This window comes from Cupriavidus sp. C1SS-2L (assembly GCF_057073735.1).
The window spans coordinates 2,823,489-2,847,113 of the sequence record NZ_CP172708.1; the positions used below are offsets into that span (position 1 = coordinate 2,823,489).

At 63.5% G+C, this 23,625-nt stretch carries 23 protein-coding genes; 5 read left to right on the forward strand and 18 right to left on the reverse strand.

What is annotated here, in order from left to right:
• Positions 1 to 2: 2 nt before the first annotated feature.
• The gene (locus ACIGJG_RS13100; protein ID WP_011298695.1) at positions 3 to 506 is read right to left on the reverse strand and encodes an Lrp/AsnC ligand binding domain-containing protein; all 504 of its coding nucleotides are present in this window, start codon (positions 504 to 506) and stop codon (positions 3 to 5) included.
• A gap of 110 nt (positions 507 to 616) precedes the next feature.
• Here ACIGJG_RS13100 and ACIGJG_RS13105 point away from each other — a divergent pair, with 110 nt between their 5' ends.
• Positions 617 to 1,921: a D-amino acid dehydrogenase gene (locus ACIGJG_RS13105; protein WP_011298696.1), complete on the forward strand. Its 1,305-nt coding sequence runs from the start codon at positions 617 to 619 to the stop codon at positions 1,919 to 1,921.
• Between the two features lie 77 nt (positions 1,922 to 1,998).
• Here ACIGJG_RS13105 and ACIGJG_RS13110 read toward each other — a convergent pair whose 3' ends face one another.
• The 8 genes from ACIGJG_RS13110 to ACIGJG_RS13145 form a co-directional block, all read right to left on the reverse strand.
• Positions 1,999 to 3,783, reverse strand: a complete 1,785-nt coding sequence (locus ACIGJG_RS13110; protein ID WP_220630948.1) for an acyl-CoA dehydrogenase — start codon at positions 3,781 to 3,783, stop codon at positions 1,999 to 2,001.
• A 99-nt stretch (positions 3,784 to 3,882) separates the two neighbouring features.
• A complete protein-coding gene (locus ACIGJG_RS13115) occupies positions 3,883 to 4,818 on the reverse strand; it encodes an electron transfer flavoprotein subunit alpha/FixB family protein (RefSeq protein WP_011298698.1) in 936 nt (311 codons plus the stop codon).
• 18 nt (positions 4,819 to 4,836) lie between these two features.
• On the reverse strand, positions 4,837 to 5,586 hold the full coding sequence (locus ACIGJG_RS13120) for an electron transfer flavoprotein subunit beta/FixA family protein (protein WP_011298699.1): 750 nt from the start codon (positions 5,584 to 5,586) through the stop codon (positions 4,837 to 4,839).
• Between the two features lie 206 nt (positions 5,587 to 5,792).
• Positions 5,793 to 6,590 (reverse strand): MetQ/NlpA family ABC transporter substrate-binding protein, encoded by a 798-nt coding sequence (locus ACIGJG_RS13125; RefSeq protein WP_220630949.1) that lies wholly within the window; start codon positions 6,588 to 6,590, stop codon positions 5,793 to 5,795.
• A 65-nt stretch (positions 6,591 to 6,655) separates the two neighbouring features.
• Positions 6,656 to 7,309, reverse strand: coding sequence for a methionine ABC transporter permease (locus ACIGJG_RS13130; protein WP_011298701.1), 654 nt, complete (start codon positions 7,307 to 7,309; stop codon positions 6,656 to 6,658).
• Positions 7,299 to 8,333 carry a methionine ABC transporter ATP-binding protein gene (locus ACIGJG_RS13135; protein ID WP_011298702.1) on the reverse strand — a complete coding sequence of 345 codons (1,035 nt, stop codon included), beginning with the start codon at positions 8,331 to 8,333 and terminating at the stop codon, positions 7,299 to 7,301. Before ACIGJG_RS13135 ends, ACIGJG_RS13130 begins: the two co-directional genes overlap by 11 nt.
• Positions 8,334 to 8,500: 167 nt before the next feature.
• Positions 8,501 to 9,304: an enoyl-CoA hydratase gene (locus ACIGJG_RS13140; protein ID WP_011298703.1), complete on the reverse strand. Its 804-nt coding sequence runs from the start codon at positions 9,302 to 9,304 to the stop codon at positions 8,501 to 8,503.
• Positions 9,305 to 9,317: 13 nt separating this feature from the next.
• Entirely contained in the window at positions 9,318 to 10,241 is a 924-nt protein-coding gene (locus ACIGJG_RS13145) for a histone deacetylase family protein (RefSeq protein WP_011298704.1), read from the reverse strand.
• Positions 10,242 to 10,420: 179 nt separating this feature from the next.
• Here ACIGJG_RS13145 and mltB point away from each other — a divergent pair, with 179 nt between their 5' ends.
• From mltB to ACIGJG_RS13165, 4 genes are all read left to right on the forward strand, one after another.
• Complete coding sequence (gene mltB, locus ACIGJG_RS13150; RefSeq protein WP_140949056.1) at positions 10,421 to 11,527, forward strand: lytic murein transglycosylase B; 1,107 nt, start codon at positions 10,421 to 10,423, stop codon at positions 11,525 to 11,527.
• Between the two features lie 168 nt (positions 11,528 to 11,695).
• Entirely contained in the window at positions 11,696 to 12,805 is a 1,110-nt protein-coding gene (locus ACIGJG_RS13155) for a glycosyltransferase family 9 protein (RefSeq protein ID WP_041679682.1), read from the forward strand.
• Positions 12,802 to 13,797 (forward strand): glycosyltransferase family 8 protein, encoded by a 996-nt coding sequence (locus tag ACIGJG_RS13160; protein WP_011298707.1) that lies wholly within the window; start codon positions 12,802 to 12,804, stop codon positions 13,795 to 13,797. The genes ACIGJG_RS13155 and ACIGJG_RS13160 overlap by 4 nt, the downstream gene beginning before the upstream one ends.
• Before the next feature lie 44 nt (positions 13,798 to 13,841).
• The gene (locus ACIGJG_RS13165; protein ID WP_140949054.1) at positions 13,842 to 14,873 is read left to right on the forward strand and encodes a glycosyltransferase family 9 protein; all 1,032 of its coding nucleotides are present in this window, start codon (positions 13,842 to 13,844) and stop codon (positions 14,871 to 14,873) included.
• A gap of 70 nt (positions 14,874 to 14,943) precedes the next feature.
• On the opposite strand, the gene cysM is transcribed toward ACIGJG_RS13165, so the two are convergent.
• From cysM to ACIGJG_RS13210, 9 genes are all read right to left on the reverse strand, one after another.
• Positions 14,944 to 15,846: a cysteine synthase CysM gene (cysM, locus tag ACIGJG_RS13170; protein WP_011298709.1), complete on the reverse strand. Its 903-nt coding sequence runs from the start codon at positions 15,844 to 15,846 to the stop codon at positions 14,944 to 14,946.
• Between the two features lie 97 nt (positions 15,847 to 15,943).
• On the reverse strand, positions 15,944 to 17,242 hold the full coding sequence (locus ACIGJG_RS13175; RefSeq protein ID WP_011298710.1) for a solute carrier family 23 protein: 1,299 nt from the start codon (positions 17,240 to 17,242) through the stop codon (positions 15,944 to 15,946).
• 268 nt (positions 17,243 to 17,510) lie between these two features.
• On the reverse strand, positions 17,511 to 17,849 hold the full coding sequence (locus ACIGJG_RS13180; RefSeq protein WP_011298711.1) for a ComEA family DNA-binding protein: 339 nt from the start codon (positions 17,847 to 17,849) through the stop codon (positions 17,511 to 17,513).
• Between the two features lie 152 nt (positions 17,850 to 18,001).
• Positions 18,002 to 18,997, reverse strand: a complete 996-nt coding sequence (rfaD, locus tag ACIGJG_RS13185) for an ADP-glyceromanno-heptose 6-epimerase (RefSeq protein ID WP_011298712.1) — start codon at positions 18,995 to 18,997, stop codon at positions 18,002 to 18,004.
• A 49-nt stretch (positions 18,998 to 19,046) separates the two neighbouring features.
• On the reverse strand, positions 19,047 to 19,994 hold the full coding sequence (gene rfaE1 / locus ACIGJG_RS13190) for a D-glycero-beta-D-manno-heptose-7-phosphate kinase (RefSeq protein WP_011298713.1): 948 nt from the start codon (positions 19,992 to 19,994) through the stop codon (positions 19,047 to 19,049).
• A 51-nt stretch (positions 19,995 to 20,045) separates the two neighbouring features.
• Complete coding sequence (locus ACIGJG_RS13195) at positions 20,046 to 21,419, reverse strand: UDP-glucose dehydrogenase family protein (protein WP_011298714.1); 1,374 nt, start codon at positions 21,417 to 21,419, stop codon at positions 20,046 to 20,048.
• Positions 21,420 to 21,455: 36 nt separating this feature from the next.
• Positions 21,456 to 22,679 carry a lipopolysaccharide assembly protein LapB gene (gene lapB, locus ACIGJG_RS13200; protein WP_011298715.1) on the reverse strand — a complete coding sequence of 408 codons (1,224 nt, stop codon included), beginning with the start codon at positions 22,677 to 22,679 and terminating at the stop codon, positions 21,456 to 21,458.
• 3 nt (positions 22,680 to 22,682) lie between these two features.
• Complete coding sequence (locus ACIGJG_RS13205) at positions 22,683 to 23,003, reverse strand: lipopolysaccharide assembly protein LapA domain-containing protein (RefSeq protein ID WP_220630951.1); 321 nt, start codon at positions 23,001 to 23,003, stop codon at positions 22,683 to 22,685.
• Positions 23,004 to 23,197: 194 nt separating this feature from the next.
• The gene (locus tag ACIGJG_RS13210) at positions 23,198 to 23,611 is read right to left on the reverse strand and encodes an integration host factor subunit beta (protein WP_011298717.1); all 414 of its coding nucleotides are present in this window, start codon (positions 23,609 to 23,611) and stop codon (positions 23,198 to 23,200) included.
• Positions 23,612 to 23,625: the final 14 nt, after the last annotated feature.

Sequence of the window (23,625 nt, forward strand, 5' to 3'; positions counted from 1 at the left end):
CGTCAGGCTGACTGGGCCTTCTCCTCCACGGAAATGGCCAGCGTCTCCTTGATCTCTTCCATCACCACATAGCTCTTCGACTGCGCCGCACCGGGCAACTGCAGCAGGATGTCGCCGAGCAGCCGCCGGTATTCGCCGATCTCCCGGATGCGCGCCTTGATCAGGTAGTCGAAATCGCCCGACACCAGGTGGCACTCGAGCACTTCGGGAATCCGCAGCACTTCGCGGCGGAACTGCTCGAACATATTGCCCGACTTGTTCCCCAGCGAGATCTCGACAAACACCAGCAGCGCGCTGCCCAGCAGAGTCGGATTGAGCCGTGCGTAGTAGCCCATGATGACACCATCGCGCTCCATGCGCTTGACGCGCTCGATGCATGGCGTGATGGTCAGCCCGACTGCCTCGGCCAGGTCCTTCATCGACATCCGGCCGTCAGCCTGCAGCAGCGCGAGGATCTTGCGGTCGAGCCGGTCAAGGGCGCGGACGGGCTGGCGACTCGTTCTCATGACTTATTCCTGTTTTTCTGAGAAATTCAATAACTATGACTGGATTAGTTTCAATAGTATAGAGACAAATCCTTCAATACCCTGACATCCTGGTTAGGAGCCCCCGAAACATGCGCGTTCTCGTACTTGGTAGTGGCGTTATCGGCGTCACCAGTGCGTGGTATCTGGCCAAAGCCGGTCACGAAGTGACCGTTGTCGATCGCGAGGCGGGGCCCGCGCTTGGCACCAGCTTTGCCAATGCCGGGCAGATCTCGCCCGGCTATGCGTCGCCATGGGCGGCTCCTGGCGTGCCTCTGAAGGCGATCAAGTGGATGTTCCAGGAACATGCCCCACTGTCGATCCGCCCGGACGGGACCCTGTTCCAGTTGCAGTGGATGTGGCAAATGCTGCAGAACTGCAGCGCCGAGCGCTACGCGGTCAACAAGGAGCGCATGGTCCGTCTGGCCGAATACAGCCGCGACTGCATCCGGGCGCTGCGCGCCGACACCGGCATTGCGTATGAAGGCCGCCAGCACGGGACGCTGCAAGTTTTCCGCACGCAGGACCAGCTTGATGGCGCCGCCAAGGACATCGCGGTGCTTGAAGAAGCCGGCGTGCCCTACCAGTTGCTTTCGCGCGAAGAACTCGCCGCGAGCGAACCGGCGCTGGCCGCCGTCAGCCACAAGCTGACCGGAGGCCTGCGCCTGCCCAACGATGAAACCGGCGACTGCCAGCTGTTTACCCGACAGCTGGCAGCCATGGCCGAGGCGCTGGGCGTGAAATTCCAGTACAACCGTTCGATCAACAGCCTCATGACCCAGGGCGACGCCGTAACCGGCGCCGTGGTGGACGGCGAGCCGATCGCGGCCGACCTCGTCGTGGTAGCACTCGGCAGCTGGTCGACGCAGCTCGTCAAGCCGTTCCTGCATGGCATGTCGAACCTGCCGGTCTATCCGCTCAAAGGCTTCTCAATCACGGTGCCGATGACTGACGCCGCGCGCAGCCCGGTGTCGACCGTGCTCGACGAAACCTACAAGGTGGCGATCACGCGTTTCGAGGACCGCATTCGCGTCGGCGGCATGGCGCAGATCGTTGGCTACGACCGCTCGCTCGATCCGGCCAAGCGCCGCACGCTCGAGCACGTCGTGACCGACCTGTTCCCGGGCGCCGGCGACGTCAGCGAGGCCACCTTCTGGACCGGCCTGCGCCCAATGACGCCGGACGGCACACCGATCGTCGGCCCGACTCAGGTGCGCGGCCTGTGGCTGAACACGGGTCACGGCACCCTTGGCTGGACCATGGCGTGCGGCTCGGGCAAGTTGCTGTCCGACCTGGTATCGGGCCGCTCGCCCGCGATCCGCGCCGATGACCTGTCAGTCGGGCGCTACCTGAAGCCGCAGCGCATGCAGGGCGCCCCGCGTCCCGCTACGGCTTGACCTTCGGCGCAGCGCGCCACACCAGCAAAAAGGGCGACCCGACGGGCCGCCCTTTTTATTTGCAGAGAACCGCCGCATCAGAACTGATCGGGCGAGACAGCATTCACCGGCGCGGCACCCGCGACGATGGCATCGCGCAGCGCGGACGCCTGCGACAGGATGTGCTCCGCAAAGAAGTGCGCCGTCGCGATCTTGGCATCATGGAAGCCAGGATCTTCAGCGCGCTTTGCATCGGCCGCCAGCATCGCGCGGCCCAACTGCCAGCCCGAGAACACGATGCCGCACAGCTTCAGGTATGGCACGCTGCCGGCGAACACTGCGTTCGGGTCTGACTTGGCATTGGCAACCACGAACTCGACAACCGCTTCCAGCGCAGCACGGCCCTTGGCCAGTTGCGCCTGAACGGCCGTGAACGCGGCACCGCCATGCTTGCCGAGCGCCGCTTCGGTTTCGGCAATGCTGGCGCAGAAGGCACGCGCGACGGCACCGCCATCACGCACCGTCTTGCGGCCGACGAGGTCATTGGCCTGGATGGCCGTCGTGCCTTCGTAGATCGGCAGGATGCGTGCGTCGCGGTAGTGCTGGGCCGCCCCGGTTTCCTCGATGAAGCCCATGCCGCCATGCACCTGCACGCCCAGGCTCGTCACATCGATCGAAAGCTCCGTGCTCCAGCCTTTCACGATTGGCACCAGGAACTCGTAGAGCGCCTGGTTCTTCGTGCGCACGGCTTCGTCCGCATGGTTGTGCGCGGCATCGCAGGTAGCGGCCGCCACGTAGGCCACCGAGCGCGCGCCTTCGATCAGGCCGCGCATCGTCATCAGCATCCGCTTGACGTCGGGATGATGGATGATCGTCACCGCCTCGCGCGCCGAGCCGTCGACCGGGCGGCTTTGCACGCGTTCGCGCGCATAGGCCACGGCCTGCTGGTAAGCACGTTCGGAGACCGCGATGCCCTGCATGCCGACCGCGAAACGCGCCGAGTTCATCATGATGAACATGTACTCGAGGCCGCGGTTCTCTTCACCCACCAGCGTACCGATGGCACCGCCGTGGTCGCCAAACTGTAGCACCGCGGTCGGGCTGGCCTTGATGCCCAGCTTGTGCTCGATCGACACGCAATGCGCGTCGTTGCGCGCGCCGAGCGAGCCGTCTGCATTGACCATGAACTTCGGCACGATGAACAGCGAGATGCCCTTCACGCCTTCGGGCGCATTCGGCGTACGCGCCAGCACGAGGTGGACGATGTTGTCCGCCATGTCGTGCTCGCCATAGGTGATGAAGATCTTGGTGCCGAATACCTTGTACGTACCGTCGCCCTGCGGTTCGGCACGCGTGCGCACCGCGGCCAGGTCCGAACCGGCCTGCGGCTCGGTCAGGTTCATGGTGCCGGTCCACTCGCCGGAAATCAGCTTGGGCAGGAAGGTAGCCTTCTGCTCGTCAGAGCCGGCGGTCAGCAGGGCCTCGATGGCGCCGTCCGTCAGCAACGGGCACAGCGCGAACGACAAATTCGCGCTGTTGAGCATTTCGTTGCAGGCCGTGGCGATCAGCTTGGGCAGCCCCTGCCCCTCGAATTCCTGCGGATGCAGCACGCCTTGCCAGCCGCCTTCGCCGAACTGGCGGAATGCGTCCTTGAAACCAGGCGTTGTGGTGACCATGCCATCTTTCCAGCTGCTGGGGTCCAGGTCGCCCGCACGGTTCAGCGGTGCCACCACCTGCTCATTGAACTTGGCCGCCTCTTCCAGCACGGCCTGCGCCGTCTCCGGCGTGGCTTCCTCAAAGCCAGGCAACTGGCTCACGGCGTCCAGTCCGGCCAGCTCGTTCATCACGAACAGCATGTCCTTGAGCGGTGCGCGGTAGGTCATCGATGTCTCCAATCGTGTATAAAAAAGCCGTTCGCGGGACACGCCCGGAACGGCTTATGCAGCATCTCTGCAGGGCCGGCCACAAGGGCCGGCGATAGATCAGCCCAGTGCCGCAACCAGCTCCGGCACCACGGTGTTCAGGTCACCAACCAGGCCGTAGTCAGCCACCGAGAAGATCGGGGCTTCAGCGTCCTTGTTGATGGCGACGATCACCTTGGAGTCCTTCATGCCGGCCAGGTGCTGGATCGCGCCCGAGATACCGACGGCGATGTACAGTTGCGGCGCGACGATCTTGCCGGTCTGGCCGACCTGGTAGTCGTTCGGCACGAAGCCGGCGTCCACGGCAGCGCGCGAAGCGCCCAGCGCGGCACCCAGCTTGTCGGCCAGGGGCGTCAGCACCTTGGTGTAGTTCTCGCCTGAACCCACGCCACGGCCACCGGAGACGATGATCTTGGCGGCGGTCAGTTCCGGACGGTCGCTCTTGGCCACTTCGCGCGAAACGAATTGCGACACGCCTGCGTCGGCCACGGCCGGCAGGTTCTCGACAGCAGCCGAACCGCCTTCGGCGGCAGCAGCGTCAAACGCGGTGCCGCGCACGGTGATGACCTTGATCTTGTCCGACGACTTCACGGTCGCGATCGCGTTACCGGCGTAGATCGGGCGCTCGAACGTATCCGGAGCGTCGACCTTCGAGATTTCCGAGATCTGGGCCACGTCCAGCTTGGCGGCCACGCGCGGCAGGATGTTCTTGCCGTACGGGGTAGCCGGAGCCAGGATGTGGCTGTAGTCGTTGGCGATCGCCAGGGCTTGCTCGGCGATGTTTTCGGCCAGGCCGTCGCCGAAGTAGGCGGCGTCGGCCAGCAGCACCTTCGACACGCCGGCGATCTTCGCGGCGGCGGCGGCAGCGGCAGCGGCGTTGGCGCCAGCCACCAGCACGTGGACATCGCCGCCGCATTGGGCAGCTGCCGTCACGGTGTTCAGCGTGGCGGCCTTGATCGATTGATTGTCGTGTTCAGCAATGACGAGTGCAGTCATGTTCTATCTCCCCCGCGCTCAGATAACCTTGGCTTCGTTCTTCAGCTTCTGCACCAGCGTCGCAACGTCCGGCACCATCACACCTGCGCTGCGCTTGGCAGGCTCGACCACCTTCACGGTCGACAGGCGCGGCTTGACGTCCACGCCGAGGTCTTCCGGCTTGACGGTATCGAGCTGCTTCTTCTTGGCCTTCATGATGTTCGGCAGCGTGACGTAGCGCGGCTCGTTCAAGCGCAGGTCGGTCGTCACCACGGCCGGCAGCTTCAGCGACAGGGTTTCCAGGCCACCGTCGACTTCACGGGTCACCGATGCCTTGCCATCAGCCACGACCACCTTCGAGGCGAAGGTTGCCTGCGGCAGGCCTGCCAGCGCGGCCACCATCTGGCCGGTCTGGTTCGAGTCGTCATCGATGGCCTGCTTGCCCAGGATCACCAGTTGCGGCTGTTCCTTGTCGATCAGCGCCTTGAGCAGCTTGGCCACGGCCAGCGGCTGCAGGTCTTCGTTCGACTCCACCAGGATGCCACGGTCGGCACCGATGGCCATGGCCGTGCGCAGGGTTTCCTGGCATTGGGCCACGCCGCACGACACGGCGATGACTTCGGTCACAACACCTGCTTCCTTCAGGCGGACGGCCTCTTCAACGGCGATTTCGTCGAAGGGGTTCATGCTCATCTTGACGTTGGCCAGATCCACGCCGGTGCCGTCGGCCTTGACACGCACCTTCACGTTGTAATCCACCACCCGCTTGACTGCGACGAGTACTTTCATGCGCTCACTCCACTGATAGCTGATAGTCAGAAATTTGTCCGCTCATCATTATAACCACCGGGTTGGCGGCCTATATATTTTTCGAACGATCGTACTATTTTATAGGCAAAAAGTTGCCGGGCATAGCCCGGCTGGCTCTTGCATCCTCGTGATTGTGCCGCGACACGGGCGGCACGTACATCGTCGAATTGGATGAGATCCCCGGCTCACCAGGCCGTAATCACCGATTCCCTGAAGGTAGAAGTGATGTACTGTTTGATTTCCGGCGACTGATAGGCCTTCACGAGCTTGGCAACCCAAGGCTTGTTCTTGTCTGCCTCGCGGATGGCGATGAGGTTCGCGTACGGCCCCTTCGGCCCTTCGATGGCGATTGCATCACGTGTGGGCGATAGGCCAGCCGACTCGGCGTAGTTGCCGTTGATGGCGGCGGCGTCCAGGTCATCGAGCGACCGCGGCAGTTGCGCGGCGTCCAGCTCGACGATGCGGATCTTCTTCGGGTTCTCGACGATATCCAGCGGCGTTGCCTTCAGGCCGGCATTCGGCTTGAGCTTGATCACGCCCTTGCTTTGCAGCAGCAGCAGGCCGCGGCCACCGTTGGTCGGGTCGTTCGGCACGCCGACACGCGCGCCGGCCTTGAGCTGGTCGAGCGACTTGATCTTCTTCGAGTACACGCCCATCGGGAACGTGACCGTAAAGGCCACGTGCGTGAACTTGTAGCCGCGATCCTTGATCTGCGCTTCGAGGTATGGCAAGTGCTGGTAGCTGTTGGCGTCCAGGTCGCCGGCGGCCAGCGCGGCGTTGGGCTGGATGTAGTCGCTGAACTCGACCACCTGGATGTTCAGCCCGTCCTTGGCCGCGACCTTCTTCACCTGTTCCATGATCTGGGCGTGCGGGCCGCCAGTCACGCCAACCTTGATCGGCTTATCCTGGGCCACCGCACCGGTAGCCAGCGTGGCGCCGAGCGCGGCACCAAGAATCCATTGCAGCAGGTTGCGACGTTGCATGTCTTGCCTTCTTTCTTGAGTAGCGGCGTGGCGCCTTGCGGCGCGTCGCCTGAATCGTTGAGGGATCAGCGGTGGCTGATGCGGCGGACCAGCCAGTCGCCGAAGCTCTGCACAGCCTGCACGAAGATGATCAGGATCACCACCACCGCGACCATCACCTCTGTGATGTAGCGCTGGTAACCATAGCGGATGCCCAGGTCGCCCAAGCCGCCACCGCCAATCGCGCCCGCCATGGCCGAATAGCCGACCAGGCTCACGAAGGTAATGGTCAGGCCGGCCACGATGCCGGGCATTGCTTCGGGCAGCAGCACCTTCCAGACGATCTGGCCGGTCGTTGCGCCCATCGACTGGGCCGCTTCGACGAGCCCTTTGTCGACTTCGCGCAGCGCGCTTTCCACGAGCCGCGCGATGAACGGGACCGCCGCAATGGTCAGCGGCACGATCGCCGCCGTGGTGCCGATCGACGAGCCGACGATGAATCGCGTGAACGGAATCACCACCACCAGCAGGATGATGAAAGGCACCGAGCGCACCGCGTTCACCACGACGCCGATGGTGCGATTGAACAGCGGGTGCGACAGCACGCCACCGCGATTGGTCAGGTGCAGCAGCACGCCGAGCGGCACGCCCAGCAGCGAGCCGACCACGCCGGAGATCACCACCATCAGCAGCGTCTCGTTGAAGGACGTCAGGAACAGGTCAAACATTTCAGACCACATGTTCGATCTCCTCTACCACCACGCCCTGTTGCTGCAGGTATTCCATTGCCGCCTTCACGTCGGCCAGCTCGCCGGTGGCCATGATGGCCAGCGAGCCGAAGGCCTGCCCCTGGATCTCGTCGATATGGCCGTGCAGGATATTGAAATCGAGCCCATAGCGGCGGATCGCCTGGGCCAGCACCGGCTGGTCCACGCCTTCGCCGGTAAAGGCAAGACGGTAGACATGATCGCGCCCGTTGCCGAGCCGGCTTTCCACGCGCTTGAGCACGCTTTCGGGCAACTCCTGCGCGATCACGTCGCCGATCATGGCGCGCGTGACTTCATGCTGCGGGCGCAGGAAAACGTCGATCACGCGGCCCTCTTCCACCACGCGTCCGGCTTCCAGCACGGCAACGCGGTCGCAGACCTGTTTGATCACCTCCATCTGGTGCGTGATCATCACGATGGTCAGGCCGAGTTCGCGGTTGATCTGCTTGAGCAGGTCCAGGATCGAGCGCGTGGTTTCCGGGTCGAGCGCGGACGTCGCTTCATCGGATAGCAGCACCTTGGGCTTGCTTGCCAGCGCGCGCGCAATGCCCACGCGCTGCTTCTGGCCGCCGGAGATCTGCGAGGGGTAGCGGTCCTTCAGCACGGACAGCCCCACCAGGTCCAGCAGCGGCAGCACCGTGGCCTCGATTTCCGATTTCGTCTTGCCCGCCAGTTCCAGCGGCAGCGCCACATTGTCAAACACGGTGCGCGACGACAGCAGGTTGAAGTGCTGGAAGATCATGCCGATGTCACGGCGCGCCAGGCGCAGGGCGCCGTTGTCCAGCGCGGTCAGGTCCTGGCCGCCGACGATCACGCGGCCGCTCGTCGGACGGTTGAGCAGGTTGATGGCGCGCACCAGCGTGCTCTTGCCGGCGCCGCTGCGGCCGATGATGCCGAAGACCTCGCCCGCCCCAATGGACAGGCTGACGTCCCGCAAAGCATGCACTTCACCCGACCCGCCGGGGAAACGCTGCGAGAGTCCTTGCAGTTCGATCATGAAAAGTGACCAAAAGAAAACGGCAACAGGCGAGAAAGGTCTCCAGCGCTGTTGCCGCCACGTTATGTTTTATGAAGCGAGCATTTTAAGCGATCCGCCTCATGCAATAAACGAATTTTTTCCGATGGCTTTATGCACTCAAGGCATATAGCTGCGGCTCATAGGCCTCATGAGGCACGCCAACTCGGCGCCCGCTTGTCGATGAAGGCCTGGACGCCCTCCAGCGCAGACTCATCCATCATGTTGCAGGCCATAGTCTGTCCAGCGAGCTGGTAGGCCGCCTCGATGCCCATTTCGAGTTGCTTGTAGAACAGACCCTTTCCTGCCGCCACGGCCGCCGCCGGCTTGGCGCAGATGCTGGCCGCCAGCCGTGCCACTTCTTCATCGAGCTGGGCCAGCGGCGCGATCCGGTTGACCAGCCCCCGCGCGCAGGCCGTAGCAGCATCGATCATGTCGCCGGTCAGCAGCATCTCCATGGCCTGCTTGCGCGAGAGGTTGCGTGACAGGGCAACGCCGGGCGTCGAACAGAACAGCCCCAGATTGACACCCGATACGGCAAAGCGCGCATCGTCCGCAGCCACGGCGAGGTCGCACATGGCCACCAGCTGACAGCCTGCCGCCGTCGCAATGCCATGTACGCGCGCGATGACCGGCTGCGGCATCTTCTGGATGGCCATCATCACCCGGGTGCAGCGGTCGAACAGGCGCCGGTAGTAGTCATGCGATGGCGAGGCGCGCATCTCGCGCAAATCGTGCCCGGCGCAGAAGGCCTTGCCGGCGCCGCCCAGTACCACCACGCGTACCGACTCGTCCGCGGCCAGGCGGGCGAAGGCGGCAGCCAGTTCGTCCAGCAGGTCTTCGGACAACGCGTTGAACGCTTCCGGGCGGTTCATGGTCAGGCGCGCCACGCCCGCGGCATCGCGCGACTCGGTCAGCAGGGGTGCGCTCGTGCGCGGATCGGTGTCGGCCATGCGGGCTTGCTCCTTATCGTTCCAGCAGCACTTTCAGGTGTGCCAGCACGCTGCGGCCCAGCGCGCTGAGGTTGTAGCCGCCCTCGAGACAGCTGACGATGCGGCCGTTCGCATGCGCGCGGGCCACATCGACGAGCTGCCCCGTGATCCACGCATAGTCCTGCTCGACCAGGCCCATCTGACCCAGGTCGTCCTCGCGGTGGGCGTCAAAGCCGGCCGAGATGAACAGCATCTGCGGGCGGAACTCGTTCAGCCGCGGCAGCCAGATGGTGTCGACCACCTCGCGCACCGCGAGCCCGTTGGTATAGGCAGGCAGCGGGATATTCGCCATGTTCGTGGCGATATGCTCGGTGCCGCTGTAGGGATAGAACGGGTGCTGGAAGAAGCTGCACATCAGCACGCGATCGTCGCCCCGGAACGCTGCCTCGGTGCCGTTGCCGTGATGGACGTCGAAGTCGACGACGGCCACGCGCTCCAGCCCGTGCGCTGCCAGCGCATGGCGGGCCGCGACGGCCACGTTGTTGAAGAAGCAGAAGCCCATGGCGCGGTCGGGCTCGGCATGGTGTCCGGGCGGACGCACGCAGCAGAACGCGTTTTCCACCTCGCCCGCCATGACGGCATCGGTAGCCGCCACGGCCGCCCCCGCTGCCAGCTTCGCGGCTGCCAGCGTGTGCGAATTCATCGATGTGTCGGGATCGATCGGGTAGTAGCCGCTGGCGGGGCTCGCGCGCTCCAGCGAATCGACATAAGCGGCCCCGTGTACGCGTTCGATCTGCTCGCGGGTCGCGGGCGCCGCTTCACGGCGCTCCAGCAGGCCGTCCATGCCGTGGGAAATCAGGTGATCCTCGATCGCCTGCAGGCGTTCCGGGCACTCGGGATGGAAATGGCCCATCTCGTGCAAAAGGAACTCCGGATGCGTGTAATAGCCCGTCGGCATGTCTTATCTTCGTTGTTTTGTCTCCAAACGTTACGTTAGCACAGGACAAGCCCCCCAGCGGACCGCCAGGGCCCGTGGCGGCGCCATATCCGCGGCAATTGAGCGGCAGACAGGCGGCAGTTCGGCGTCGGAGCGTGCAGTGCCATCCGCTATACTCGCTGCGACTTGCTAAGGACACCATGACCGACACCCAGCGTTCATTGCGCCGCCCGTTGCTGGGCGCTGCGTTATCCGCTGCCGCACTGGGACTCTGCGGCCTCTCCCCAAGCCTCCTCGCCGCCGGCAAGCGCCGCGTGAGCGTGCGGGAAGAAGAAATCGAGCCCGGGCGCTATCGCGACAATGCACAGACCCGCGCCTTTATCGACGACATGGTGACTCGCCACGGCTTCGACCGCGGCACGCTGGAAGGCTGGTTCGGGCAGGCGGTCTATTCCGCCACCGTGGTGCGGCTGGTCATGCCGCCAGCCACGCCAGGGCGCAAAAGCTGGCGTGCCTACCGTTCGCGCTTTATCGAACCGATCCGCATCAACGCGGGCATGCGCTTCTGGCAGGAAAACCGCGACACGCTGCGGCGCGCCGAAGCCGAGTTCGGCGTGCCGGCTTCGGTCATCGTCGGCATCATCGGCGTGGAAACCATCTACGGGCGCGACATGGGCACGTTCCGCGTCATCGACTCGCTCTCGACGCTGGCTTTCGACTATCCGTCCACGCCTAACCGCGACGCCCGGGCGACGCTGTTCCGCAACCAGCTGGCGGATTACCTGATCTGGTGCCGCGACACGCGTACCGACGTCTTTTCGGTGCTGGGCTCCTTTGCCGGTGCGATCGGCATCCCGCAGTTCATGCCGACCAGCCTGCGCGAGTATGCGATCGACTATGACGGCAACGGCCGCATCGATCTGCGCAACAGCCCCACCGACGCCATCGGCAGCGTCGGCCGCTTTCTGCAGTTGCACGGCTGGGAAGCCAACCGGCCCGTGGTCTGGCGCCTGGCCAACGATGAAGGCAGCCGCGGCATTGCGGCGGCGGCGGCCGACGGCGAGCCGTGGCCGACACGGACGCTGAACCAGCTTACCCGCGCGGGATTGCGTCTCGATGAGCCCGTCGACCTCGCGCGCGAAGGCGAAACCGGCGTCCTGGTGGTCGACCTGCCCACCCCCGATCAGCCCACCGAGTACATGATCGGCCTGCGCAACTTCTATGTGCTGACCCGCTACAACCGCAGCTTCTTCTACGCGCTCTCGGTGTACCAACTGGGCGAAGCCGTCAAGGCTGCAATGGGCTGACGCCCAGGCCTGTCGCCGGATACGCTACCGCCTGCCAGCACTCGCCGGCAGGCGGCATCACCGCGCCCGGCAATTGTGCGCCAAAAGCCACCGAAGTTTTCGGGCCAGTCCTTGCCCTCCCTTACAATAACGGCCTGACGACGCCACGTGACTTCCCGCGAGCCATTCGTGACACAACCCCAGACACTGATTCCCGCAGACTTGCTGAAGCGGTCGAAAAAGATACTGTTCATCGCTCACCTCGCGCTGGGCGATTTCACTTATCTGCAAAACTTCTTCAAGGCATTCGCGCAGGCTAACCCGCACCTGGAAATCCACCTGTGGGTGGACGAAGTGCGCCGCACCGGCGATGCCAAGGCCTGGGAACACCTGCGCAAGTACTCGCTCTACGACTGGCTGGCCGCCTGCCCGTTTTTCAGCAAGGTCTATACGCGCACTTATAGCCCGGAACTCTACGAGGCATCGATCCGCGAGGCGCAGCAGGAGCACTATCCGATCGTGGTGTCGCTAGCGACGCTGCGGCCGCCGCAGTACGCAAACCTTGCACGCACCATCAGTCCGGACGGATTCGTGGTGGGCATGACGCGCCCTGTCCGCTTCTATCAGCCACACCACCTGCTTGCCTACCGCAAGCTCGACGCCTCGATTCCGCCGTACAAGGTCGACCGGGCCTCGCCGCAGCACATCAGTGACGTGTATGCGCACTGGTTCCGCCAGATCAGCGGACTGGAAGTCAGCCCGGCGGAGCGCTTTCCCTTTGTCGATATTCCCGCGCAATGGCAACAGTATGCGCAGGACACGCTTGCCGCCTGGGGCTTTTTGCCTCGCGAAGGCAAGCTGGTGTTCATTAACCCGTACGCCAAGACTAAGAAGCGCTGCTGGACGCTGGAACAGGTCGCCGCGCTGATCCAGGCCATGCAGCAGCATCCGCGGTGGCGCGACAGCTGCTTCATCGTCAATGCGGTGCCGCAGGAACTGGCGCATGCGCGCGAGGTCATCAGCAGCTACAGCCTGGCGCGCACCGAGCTGTTCAGTGCCGAAGACAACTTCTTCCAGCTGCCTGCAATCCTGGCGCAATGCGATCTGATCATCTCGGTGGAAACGGCCGTGATGCACCTGGCGAACGCCGTGCATGTGCCCGTGATTGCACTGATGCGCCAGAAGAATCCTGAGTGGGTGCCGATCGACAGGCAGAACAGCACGGTGATCACCGCAGCGAATCGCCGGGACTGGGTCAATGCCATTCCCGTCGAACAAGTCATGAAGACCATCCAATGAACCTGCCCGCATCCGACAACAACACCATGGCTCCGATGACAGGCAGCAACGGCAAGCCGTCGTTCCATATCGCGTTCTGCGTCGACGACAATTATTTCCGTGCGATGGGCGCGACGATCGCATCGATCATCGACAATAACCCGGGACAGCATTTCACCTTCCATGTGCTGACGTTCTCCGCGCTGGAAGAAAATCAGCGCCGCCTGAAGCAGCTCGAAGAGATGTACCCGGTCAGCACCCAGCTGCACTTGCTGGATCTGGCATCCTTCACGCAGTTCTCGCATTTCCTCGGGCACTCGCACTACTCGCTGTCGATCTTTACTCGACTGGTCATTCCCGAGGTGCTGCAAGGGCAGACCGACCGCGTGCTGTACCTCGATGCCGATATCCTGTGCGTCAACCGCCTCGACGAACTGGTCGACATGGATATCAGCAACGAGATCGCGGTCGTCGTGCCGGATGCGCCCGTTACACTGCGCCGGCGTGTTGCCGCACTTGGCCTGGCCCATGCCGAGTATTTCAATGGCGGCGTGCTGTTCATCAATATCGACAAGTGGCTGGCCGAAAACATCACGCCTCAAACCCTGGAAGCGCTACTTGATACCAGCACGGACATGCGTTTCAACGACCAGGACGCGCTCAATAAGGTGCTCAACGGTCGCGCGAAATACATCTCGCCGCGCTGGAATTACCTATATGACCTGATCCACGACCTGAACGTCAACCGCTTTGCCATGCGTCCGGTCGGCAAGGCGGTCTTTATCCATTTTGCGGGCTCGGTCAAACCCTGGGCCGACTGGAGCGGCCATGAGGCCCGCGGACTGTTCCGCAAATATCTGGCCTTGTCACCGTGGCGTGACATGCCGCTGGATCCGGAACCGAGAAATACCAAGGAAATGCGCATGCATTCGCGCTTCATGTTCCGCCAGCACAAGCCGGTGGAGAGCCTGAAATGGTATTTGCGGTATTTGCGCAAGCGGGCGCAACGGTAATGCCTGAGTGGCATGCCCCCACCCTGCTCTGACATTGAAGATAAATGGCAATCCGAAGCAACCACATACTGGTCAGCCGCACCGACAACATCGGCGACATAGTACTGACCTTGCCGATGGTCGCTCGACTGAGGCAACTGAATCCGAAAGCGAAGATCAGCTTCCTGTGCCGCGCCTATGCGGCGCCGCTGGTCCGCTTCTGCACGGATATCGATGAAGTCATCGAACTGGAAAACATTGCCGATGACCCGGCCGGCTTCCTCAGGAAATCCGGCATCGATACCGTGATCCTGGCACAGCCCGATCGAACGCTGGCGCAGGCCGCGTTCCGGGCAAGAGTCCGCCACCGGATCGGCAACGCGCGCCAGAAGATTTACCTGATGTTGTATTGCAACCGCAGGGTGCGTTTCAGCAAGCGGACCACGGAAGACCATGAGGCGCAGATCAACTTTCGCTTCCTGAGCCCGTATGGCAGCCGTGACATTCCGACGCGGGAGCAAATCCCGGACCTGTATCACTTCGATATTCCCGAAGACAAGGCCATTTCGGAAATGCAGGCCCCGTATGCGTTCAATCTGGTCCTTCACACCAAGTCGAACGGCCACGGCCGCGAATGGCCGATCGAACACTACGCTGCGTTGGCGGAGTTACTGTTGGCCAGGCGCGATGTGCATCTGTGGCTGTCGGGCAGTGCAAAAGAAGGGGAATGGCTGAAAGCCAACGGCGGCGCGTTGCTGGCCAAGCCGAACGTCACGAGCCTGTGCGGCACGCAGACGCTGGGCCAGTTGACCACCTTCATCCACCAGGCGGATGGCCTGATCGCCAGTGGCACCGGGCCTCTGCATTTGTCGGCCGCGATTGGCCAGCGCACGTTGGGGCTGTTCCCGCCGACGCGTCCGATGCATCCGGGCAGATGGGCGGCGCTGGGAAAACGGGCTCAGAATCTCGTCAGGGACAAGAGCTGCAGGGATTGCGAAAAGCTCGAAACGATCAGCTGCGACTGCATGGTTCAGCTCAGCCCCCAATCCGTGCTGGAAATTGTCGAGGGCTGGATCCGCGACAAGTCCGCGGCATAAGGAATACACCAGTACCCTGCAACGGGATTATCCGTCACCGGGTACTTAGATTTCCGACTTCGGAGGAAACTCAGGCGGGAAATACGCCCGTGGACAGGTATCGATCTCCCCTGTCGCAGACCACGAAAACGATCGTCGCGTTTTCCACCTCTTCAGCAACTCGCAAGGCCACGCACAGCGCGCCCGCCGCCGAGATACCGCTAAAGATGCCTTCCTCGCTTGCCATGCGCCGTGCCATATGTTCCGCATCGGCCTGGCTCACGGGCTCGGTACGGTCCACGTATTTCGCATCATAGATCTTCGGCAGATAAGCCTCCGGCCACTTGCGAATGCCTGGAATCCGCGAGCCTTCCGCCGGCTGCGCGCCGACGATCTCAATGGCCGGGTTCTGCTCTTTCAGGTATCGCGAAACGCCGGTGATTGTGCCGGTCGTTCCCATCGCCGATACGAAATGCGTAATCCGCCCTTCCGTATCGCGCCAGATTTCCGGGCCGGTGGTTTCGTAGTGGGCCAGCGGATTATCCGGATTCCCGAACTGGTCCAGGATGACGCCCTTGCCGTCACGCTCCATCGAATCGGCGAGGTCGCGCGCGTACTCCATGCCGCCCTTCACCGGAGTCAAGATGATCTCGGCCCCATAGGCGGCCATGCTCTGGCGGCGTTCCAGGCTCAGATCTTCCGGCATGATCAGCACCATCTTGTAGCCGCGGATGGCCGCGGCCATGGCGAGCGCGATGCCGGTATTTCCGGACGTGGCTTCGATCAGCGTGTCGCCGGGCTTGATGCGGCCGCGCGCCTCAGCACGGGCGATCATCGACACGGCCGGGCGATCCTTGACTGACCCTGCCGGGTTGTTACCCTCGAGCTTGCCCAGGATGACGTTGCCGCGTGCGTCGTTGGCGGCACCGGGAATGCGCTGCAGTCTGACCAGCGGCGTATTGCCGATGGTGTCTTCGATTGTCTTGTAGGCCATGGTGCGGGGTCGAAAATGTCCTGCACATTGTAATCCAGGCCCCTGACCCGCGCCGGCAGCGGCCCGTTGGGCCCACTGCCAGTGTGGATGCCCCGGCTTAAGCCTCCTTGTTGCCTTCGCCGAGCAGGTGGTAAAGCAGGATGCAACCGAACGTCGCGGTGCCAATGCCGCCCAGCGTCATACCACCGAGCCTGAGCGTCAGGTCACCGGCCGCTACCGTCAGCGTCGCGCCCACTGTAATGAGGTTGCGCGAGCTGGAAAAGTCGACGTGATTCTGAACCCAGATACGGCCTGCCGTGGCAGCAATCAAGCCGAACACCACGATGGTCAAGCCGCCTATCACAGGGCCCGGAATGGTCAGGATCAGCGCACCGAACTTCGGCGAGAACCCGAGCAGGATGGCAACCGCAGCGGCCACGACGAAGATCAGCGTCGAATAGATCTTGGTCACGGCCATCACGCCCATGTTCTCGGCATAGGTGGTAACGCCGGTGCCGCCGCCACTGGCGGACAGCATGGTCGCCACACCGTCGCCAATAAACGCACGGCCGATGTACGGATCGAGATTGCGGCCCGTCATCACGCCAATGGCCTTGATGTGACCGAGGTTCTCTGCGACCAGCACGATGGCCACCGGTGCGATCAGCAGCATGGCGCTGAATTCGAATACCGGCGAAGTGAACGCCGGCAGGCCGAACCAGTTCGCGGCGGCCACGCCAGCGAAATCGATTGGCTTGCCCAGGCCCATCAGGTTCGTGCCGACGAAATAAATCAGGTAGCCGAACAGGCCGCCGATCAGCACTGGAAGGCGACCGATCATGCCAGGCGCGCGCACTGCCACCAGTCCGACCGCCAGCACGGTCAGCAAGCCGACCCACGTATCGAACGACGATCCGCTCACGGCCTTTACCGCCACCGGCGCGAGGTTCAGTCCGATGGCTGCGACGATCGCGCCCGTGACCACAGGCGGCATCAGCTTTTCCACCCAGCTATAGCCGACTGCCTGAACGACGAGGCCGATCACCGTGTACAACGCGCCTGCGGCGATGATGCCGCCCAGCGCGACCGGGATATTGGTATTGGGTCCGCTGCCCGCATAGCCGGTGGCCGCGATCACGACGGCGATGAACGCGAAGCTGGAGCCCAGATAGCTGGGCACGCGGCCGCGCACGCACAGGAAAAAGATAAGCGTGCCGATGCCAGAGAAAAGGATGGCGATGTTCGGGTTGAATCCCATCAGGATCGGCGCGATAGCCGTGGAACCGAACATCGCCACCACGTGCTGGATGCCGGCAAGTACCGTCTGCCCGGTGGGCAGGCGCTCGTCCGGACCGATGACCCCTTCCGTCTTCAGTCGCCACTTCGGCAGGAACCCTGTGTCCTCGCCATTGGTCATTGTTATGCTCCCTGTTGTTCTGCCGGGCTCTCCCTGGCCCATTGGGAAGGGCGAGGCCTAGCCTGGTTATACAGATCGCGCGGCCGGAGAAACCACCTGGCCCGCGCTGGCTGCCGCATGATACTCCGCCGCTCCCGGCAAGCGAAGAACAGTGCGCCTGACTAGCACGAGCCATACCAACGGCACAACATCGAATCTGACACAAGGAACAGGGTGGCGAAGGACCACGGCACCCGGGCACCCCCTTTGCGCCGGGTGCCATGCCTGATCAGCGCTTCGCGGAGCGCTGGGCGGCCGCTGCGCCGGCAGGGGCCGCTGCCGCCGGCGCAGCCTTGGCGCCGATCGTCAGCCCACCCTCCTGCATGCGGGCGACCGACTTGGCTCCCACGCCGCTGACGCGTTCGGCAAGATCGGCCGCACTTTTGTAGGGCCCGTGCTTGGTGCGTTCGTCGATGATGTTCTTTGCAGTTGCAGGCCCGATGCCTTTCACCGAGGTAAGCGCGGTTGCGTCGGCCGTATTGACATCCACTGCTGCCATCGCGGCACCGGTGAGCGCCATCCAGATTGCAGCGGCCAGGCAGCCGCGCTTGAACAATGCCTTGAACATTTGTGAGTTCCCCTTCCGTTTGCGTTGCCTTGCCGGAATTGGCAAGGTGCGCTCAGGATAGGACCCACCGCATGCGCCAGCGCATGCGGCAACAAACGTTCACGTGGATTGCACGGAGATGTTTCCGAGCATCGAAGCGCCGCCGGGCGCGCTCACTGGCCGCGTTCGAGCAGCCACTGGCAATAGCGTGCCACGCCTTCCTCCATCGCAACGAAAGGAGCGGTGTAGCCAGCTTCGCGAAGGCGCGAACTGTCCGATTGGGTGAAGCTCTGGTAGCGCCCGCGCAGTGCATCGGGGAATCGCAAGTATTCCAGCAGCCCTTCCTGCACGAGCTCCTCAAGGGCCAACGGCGGCTTGTCCTCCGCCGCGCGCAGGGTGTTGACGACAACACAGGCGACATCGTTGAATGAGCGCGCATGGCCGGAACCGACGTTGAAGATGCCCGATCGGCGCGGATGATCGAGAAAGAACAGGTTCACCTTGACCACATCGTCGATGGAAACGAAATCGTGGCTCTGGCAGCCCGGCCCATGGCCGCCGTGCTCGCCGAACAGCTTGACGGTGCCTTCGGCACGGAATTGCTCGAACTGCTGGCACACGATCGAGGCCATGCGGGCCTTGTGCGCCTCACCCGGGCCATACACGTTGAAATAGCGCAGCCCGACAACCTGAGACAGCGCGCCATCGAGCCTGTTGCGCACGGCCTGGTCGAACAGGAACTTGGAGTAGCCGTAGACGCTCAGCGGCCGCTCGTACTCGCGCGCTTCGCGAAACGAGTGCGACTCGCCGTAGACCGCCGCAGACGAGGCATAGATGAACTGGGTGTCCTGCGCGAGGCAGAGCTCCATAAGCGTCTTGCTGTAGCGATAGTTGTTCTCCATCAGGTAGCGCCCGTCCTGCTCCATCGTGTCGGTGCAGGCCCCAAGATGGAAAACAGCGCGTACCCGGCCGAACTCGCCCCGCTCGAACCGGGACAGGAAATCGTCCTTATCGAGGTAGTCGCGGATTTCACAGTCCACCAGATTGTGGAACTTGTCCGCGCGGTGCAGATTGTCGACCGCGACGATGTGGTTCTCGCCGCGCGCGTTCAATCCCTTGACGAGGTTGCTGCCGATGAATCCTGCAGCGCCGGTGACGATGATGGTCATGATCGGTCCGACAGAGAGTTCAACAGGGCGCGCCGGAAGACACAGGCGATCAGCCGGCAGCGCCGAACAGTTCCGGGTAGCTAACGACGGCAGTACCCAGCTTGCCCACGACAATGCCGCCAGCGCGGTTGGCGAACTGCACCGCCTGCTTCAGCGACACGCCGGCCGCCAGCATGGTCGCCAGCGTGGCGATCACGGTATCGCCGGCACCTGATACATCATAGACTTCCCGCGCCTGTGCCGAGACGTGCAGTACCTCAGCCTCCGTGTAAAGAGTCATACCCTCTTCCGAACGGGTGAGCAGCAGCGCTTCGAGCTGCAAGTCACGCCGCAGGTTCTGGGCGCGCGCGGTGAGGTCCTGTTCGCTTTTCCAGGCGCCCACGACGCGCCGGATCTCGGCGCGGTTGGGAGTGATCAGCGTGGCACCACGGTAGCGCGAATAGTCGTCGCCCTTCGGATCGACGAGCACCATCCGCCCGGCCGCGCGGCCGGCCTCGACCATGCGGCCCACGTGGGTCAGCCCGCCCTTGCCATAGTCCGACAGCACCAGTACCTCGTACTGCTTCACGAGTTCCTGGAAACCTTCGAGCACCGACAGCAAGACCTCATGCGTCGGCGGGTTCTCGAAATCCACGCGCAGCAACTGCTGCTGGTGCGCGAGCACGCGCAGCTTGATCGTCGTGTTGACGCTGGCGTCGCGGTGCAGGTACGGCTGGACTTTGCACGCCGACAGCAACGATTCGATGGTGCGGCCGGGCTCATCGTCACCGACGACGCCGAGCATGCCGACCTGCGCACCGAGCGCGGCCGAGTTGCGCGCCACGTTGGCGGCGCCGCCCAGGCGCTCATCGCTGCGCTTGATCTGGACGACCGGTACCGGCGCCTCCGGCGAAATGCGCTCGACGTCGCCGAACCAATAGCGGTCCAGCATCATGTCGCCGACCACCAGGATGCGCGCCTGGCCGATCTGATCCTGCGAAATTTGATTCATACCCATGATTCCTCCGGCAAGCCTGTCCGTCTTCGGACAGGCGCGCTGCTGATGCGTTCAGCGCTTCGCGGCCGATCGCCCGATCGCGTGGTATTCGATGCCGGCCTGCGCCATGGCTTCCGGCTCGTACAGGTTACGTCCATCGAAGATCACCGGCGTCTTCAGGCGCCGCTTGATCTGCTCGAAATCCGGGCTGCGGAAGACCTTCCATTCCGTCACGATCACCAGCGCGTCGGCACCATCGAGGGTCTCCATCTGGGCAGCGTGGAAACTGAGCCGGTCGATACCACCCGGAATGTCGGCGAGATCCGTTTCCAGCACGCGCCTCGCCTCTTCCATGGACACCGGATCGTGCATGCGCAGCGTTGCCCCGCGCGAGACCAGTTCGCGCGCGAGCACGCGGGACGGCGCTTCGCGCATATCGTCGGTGTTCGGCTTGAACGCCAGCCCCCAGATGGCAAAGGTGTGGCCGCTCAGGTCATCGCCAAACCGGCGCAGCACCTTGTCGCCGAGCACCTGCTTCTGAGCACCGTTCACGGCTTCGACAGCCTCCAGCACGCGCATCGGCTTGCCGTGGTCCGACGCCGTGCGCATCAGCGCCTGCACATCCTTCGGGAAGCAAGAACCGCCATAGCCTGCACCCGCATACAAAAAACTGTAGCCGATACGCGGATCCGAGCCGATGCCCATGCGAACGAGTTCGATGTCGGCACCAACCTCGTCGGCCAGATTGGCCAGTTCGTTCATGAATGAAATACGCGTGGCCAGCATGGAGTTGGCGGCGTACTTGGTGAATTCCGCCGAGCGCACATCCATGTAGAAGGTGCGTTCGTGGTTGCGGTTGAATGGCGCATAGAGCTGCCGCATGGTGGCCTGCGCGTGGCGCCCGGCAGCGTCGGCGCTGCAGCCGAGCACGATGCGATCCGGACGCATGAAGTCTTCGACCGCAGCGCCTTCCTTGAGGAATTCCGGGTTCGACACCACGGAATACTGCAGGTCCTCCAGGCCGCGCGCGGCAAGCTCCTCGCGAATCACAGCGGCTACGCGGTCGCCCGTGCCGACCGGCACCGTGGACTTGTCGACGACGACCTTGAAGCCGGTCATATGGCGGCCGATATTGCGCGCCGCCGCAAGCACATACTTCAGATCCGCCGAGCCGTCTTCATCGGGCGGGGTGCCAACGGCGATGAACTGCACATCGGCGTGCTCGACGCTCGCCGCCACATCGGTCGAGAACGTCAGCCGCCCGGCCGCGCGATTGCGCTGGATGATTTCCTGAAGCCCCGGCTCGTAGATCGGCACACCGCCGGCGTTGAGCAAGGCAATCTTCTTTTCGTCGACGTCGAGGCAGAACACATCGTTGCCGAGTTCGGCCAGGCACGCGCCGGTAACGAGGCCAACATAGCCACTGCCAATAATGGTGACTTTCATAGCATTTACATGAAATTAGTTCGCGTGGCGGCCTGGTCAGCCGAGCGCTTCGGATCGCCGGGGCGCATAGGTCTCCCAGCGGTTGCAGCCGGGACATTGCCAGTAGAAAAGCCGCGCACGGAAGCCGCATTCGCGGCAGGTGTAGCGGGCCAGGTTGCGCGTACGCAATTGCAGCAGGTCGCGGATCGCCGTGACCTCCTTTGTCTTGTCGCCCTCAACGGTCTCGCCGGTATCGGCTTCGCTGCCATTGCCGGCCATTGCGCCGGCTGGCGCCATACTGGCGGCCTGCGCCTCGAAGTACCGGGTCAGGGCCAGCAGCGTCGGCTGGCGGCGCAGTTGCTCGCGCATCAGCCGGGTCGCCGCTTCCGGCCCGTTCTGGTCGAGTTCCGTCTTGAACGCAACGTCGAGCAGTTCAGCCGCAAGACTGCCCTTCAGCAGACCGCGCAGCCAATCCAGTGCGACGCCTTGTTCGCCGAGGCCGGCATAGGCTTTCACCACGCGCTCTGCGACCAGCGGCAGGAAGGACGCATCCTGTCGCTCGATGCCGAGCCAGTGGCCCAACGCGGCGCGCGCATTACCGGCAGCCGCCGCCACATCGCCAAGCAGGATCGGCGCGCGCACATTGGCGGGATTTTCCTGGACCGCCTGGTTCAGCCACTTGACGGCGTCTTCAGGACGCTTGCGTTGCAGCGCATCCTGCGCCAGTTCGCAGCAGAACTGGGCAATTTGCAGGCGGTAGTCCTTATTCTCGAGCGCCTGCAGCTCGCGCGCGGCATCGATGGCCTTCTGCCATTCTTTCTCCACTTCATAGAGTTCAAGCAGCACCCGCTTGGCTGACGCCGCGTACGGGCCAGACATCAGCCGGCGCAACGACTCTTCGGCGCGATCCAGCAGGCCCGCACGCAAGAAGTCCTGCCCCAGTTCATACAGCGCGTGCTCACGCTCTGGCTCGGGCAGATCCGGACGTGTGGCGAGGTTCTGGTGCACACGGATGGCGCGCTCGGTTTCGCCACGGCGACGGAACAGCGCGCCAAGCGCAAAGTGCAGTTCGGTGGTCTCCGGATCGAGCCGCGCGACCTCGATGAAGGCGTCGATGGCCTGGTCCGGCTGCTCATTGAGCAGGAAATTGAGGCCCTTGAAATACGAGCGCGGCAAGGCACCCTGCTCGCTGATGAGCTGGCGCACATCGAAGCGTGCCGCCATCCATCCAAGGCCAAAGACAAGTGGCAGCGCAAGCAGCCACCAGGTTTCAAACATCATGGATCAGACTTTCGGGCCAATTACGTTGTAAGGAGCACTTTTGCCTTCACGTGCGGCATTATCGGAGGCCGCTTGACGGCCAGCATCACCGAGCGCACGGCGCAGCCGCGCGACCTCCATGCGCTGGCGCATCAGGCCTGGTGCCACCGCTGCCAGTGCCGCGACGGCGCCGAGGACAAACGCCACGAACAGGATCAGGATCAGCGGGGCGCGCCAGACAGCATCAAAGAAAAGCTGTAGCGAAGCGTCCGCGGTATTGCGCAGCGCGAGCACGAACAGCAGCGCAAACAGGACGATGCGAATAATCCAGGCGACGAGTTTCATGCGGTATAAGCAGGCGTGGCGTTGCGGGAGCGCACAGGCGCATCGCTGGAGTGCGGCAGACCCCGGCATTGTAGCGGAATCACTTCCAGCAAATGAAAACGGCACGTTCCCGATGGGATGCCCAAAATGAAAAAGCGCCCCGCAATGGAGCGCTTTTTTATTTGCGACAACACAGTGCCGGCAGACGGATCGCGTCAGGAGCGGGCCAGGTTCAGCCCGCCACCTTCATGCAGCACCGCCGGGCTGCCCGGCGCGGCGCCCTGAGGGCCCTTGCCGGACGGCGTACCGGTCAGGTGTCCGTTACCCGAACCGCCCGAAGACGGCGTGAGGTTCCGGTCTACCCGTTCGCGCAACTCCTTGCCCGCCTTGAAGTGCGGCACCCGTTTCTCGGGCACGAGCACTCGCTCGCCGGACTTGGGGTTGCGCCCAACGCGCGGCGGACGCCGATTCAGACCAAAACTGCCGAATCCGCGGATCTCGATGCGATGGCCATCGGCCAGCGCATCGGACATCGCGTCGAGTATCGTTTTCACCGAGATGTCCGCATCCCGCAGCAGCAACTGCGGAAAGCGGGCAGCCAGTTTTTCGACGAGCTCCGACTTGGTCATGGGCGTTCGCGCGG

Bases quoted from the DNA above. Each gene is read 5' to 3' on its own strand.
- ACIGJG_RS13135 (WP_011298702.1), bottom strand. From the start codon at position 8,333: ATGATCGAACTGCAAGGACTCTCGCAGCGTTTCCCCGGCGGGTCGGGT.
- ACIGJG_RS13175 (WP_011298710.1), bottom strand. From the start codon at position 17,242: ATGACCAATGGCGAGGACACAGGGTTCCTGCCGAAGTGGCGACTGAAG.
- ACIGJG_RS13145 (WP_011298704.1), bottom strand. From the start codon at position 10,241: ATGCCGACGGGCTATTACACGCATCCGGAGTTCCTTTTGCACGAGATG.
- mltB (WP_140949056.1), top strand. From the start codon at position 10,421: ATGACCGACACCCAGCGTTCATTGCGCCGCCCGTTGCTGGGCGCTGCG.
- ACIGJG_RS13120 (WP_011298699.1), bottom strand. From the start codon at position 5,586: ATGAAAGTACTCGTCGCAGTCAAGCGGGTGGTGGATTACAACGTGAAG.
- ACIGJG_RS13125 (WP_220630949.1), bottom strand. From the start codon at position 6,590: ATGCAACGTCGCAACCTGCTGCAATGGATTCTTGGTGCCGCGCTCGGC.
- lapB (WP_011298715.1), bottom strand. From the start codon at position 22,679: ATGATGTTTGAAACCTGGTGGCTGCTTGCGCTGCCACTTGTCTTTGGC.
- ACIGJG_RS13205 (WP_220630951.1), bottom strand. From the start codon at position 23,003: ATGAAACTCGTCGCCTGGATTATTCGCATCGTCCTGTTTGCGCTGCTG.
- cysM (WP_011298709.1), bottom strand. From the start codon at position 15,846: ATGGCCTACAAGACAATCGAAGACACCATCGGCAATACGCCGCTGGTC.
- ACIGJG_RS13130 (WP_011298701.1), bottom strand. From the start codon at position 7,309: ATGTGGTCTGAAATGTTTGACCTGTTCCTGACGTCCTTCAACGAGACG.
- ACIGJG_RS13105 (WP_011298696.1), top strand. From the start codon at position 617: ATGCGCGTTCTCGTACTTGGTAGTGGCGTTATCGGCGTCACCAGTGCG.
- ACIGJG_RS13100 (WP_011298695.1), bottom strand. From the start codon at position 506: ATGAGAACGAGTCGCCAGCCCGTCCGCGCCCTTGACCGGCTCGACCGC.
- ACIGJG_RS13140 (WP_011298703.1), bottom strand. From the start codon at position 9,304: ATGGCCGACACCGATCCGCGCACGAGCGCACCCCTGCTGACCGAGTCG.
- ACIGJG_RS13160 (WP_011298707.1), top strand. From the start codon at position 12,802: ATGAACCTGCCCGCATCCGACAACAACACCATGGCTCCGATGACAGGC.
- ACIGJG_RS13115 (WP_011298698.1), bottom strand. From the start codon at position 4,818: ATGACTGCACTCGTCATTGCTGAACACGACAATCAATCGATCAAGGCC.
- ACIGJG_RS13195 (WP_011298714.1), bottom strand. From the start codon at position 21,419: ATGAAAGTCACCATTATTGGCAGTGGCTATGTTGGCCTCGTTACCGGC.
- ACIGJG_RS13210 (WP_011298717.1), bottom strand. From the start codon at position 23,611: ATGACCAAGTCGGAGCTCGTCGAAAAACTGGCTGCCCGCTTTCCGCAG.
- ACIGJG_RS13110 (WP_220630948.1), bottom strand. From the start codon at position 3,783: ATGACCTACCGCGCACCGCTCAAGGACATGCTGTTCGTGATGAACGAG.
- ACIGJG_RS13165 (WP_140949054.1), top strand. From the start codon at position 13,842: ATGGCAATCCGAAGCAACCACATACTGGTCAGCCGCACCGACAACATC.
- ACIGJG_RS13180 (WP_011298711.1), bottom strand. From the start codon at position 17,849: ATGTTCAAGGCATTGTTCAAGCGCGGCTGCCTGGCCGCTGCAATCTGG.
- rfaD (WP_011298712.1), bottom strand. From the start codon at position 18,997: ATGACCATCATCGTCACCGGCGCTGCAGGATTCATCGGCAGCAACCTC.
- rfaE1 (WP_011298713.1), bottom strand. From the start codon at position 19,994: ATGGGTATGAATCAAATTTCGCAGGATCAGATCGGCCAGGCGCGCATC.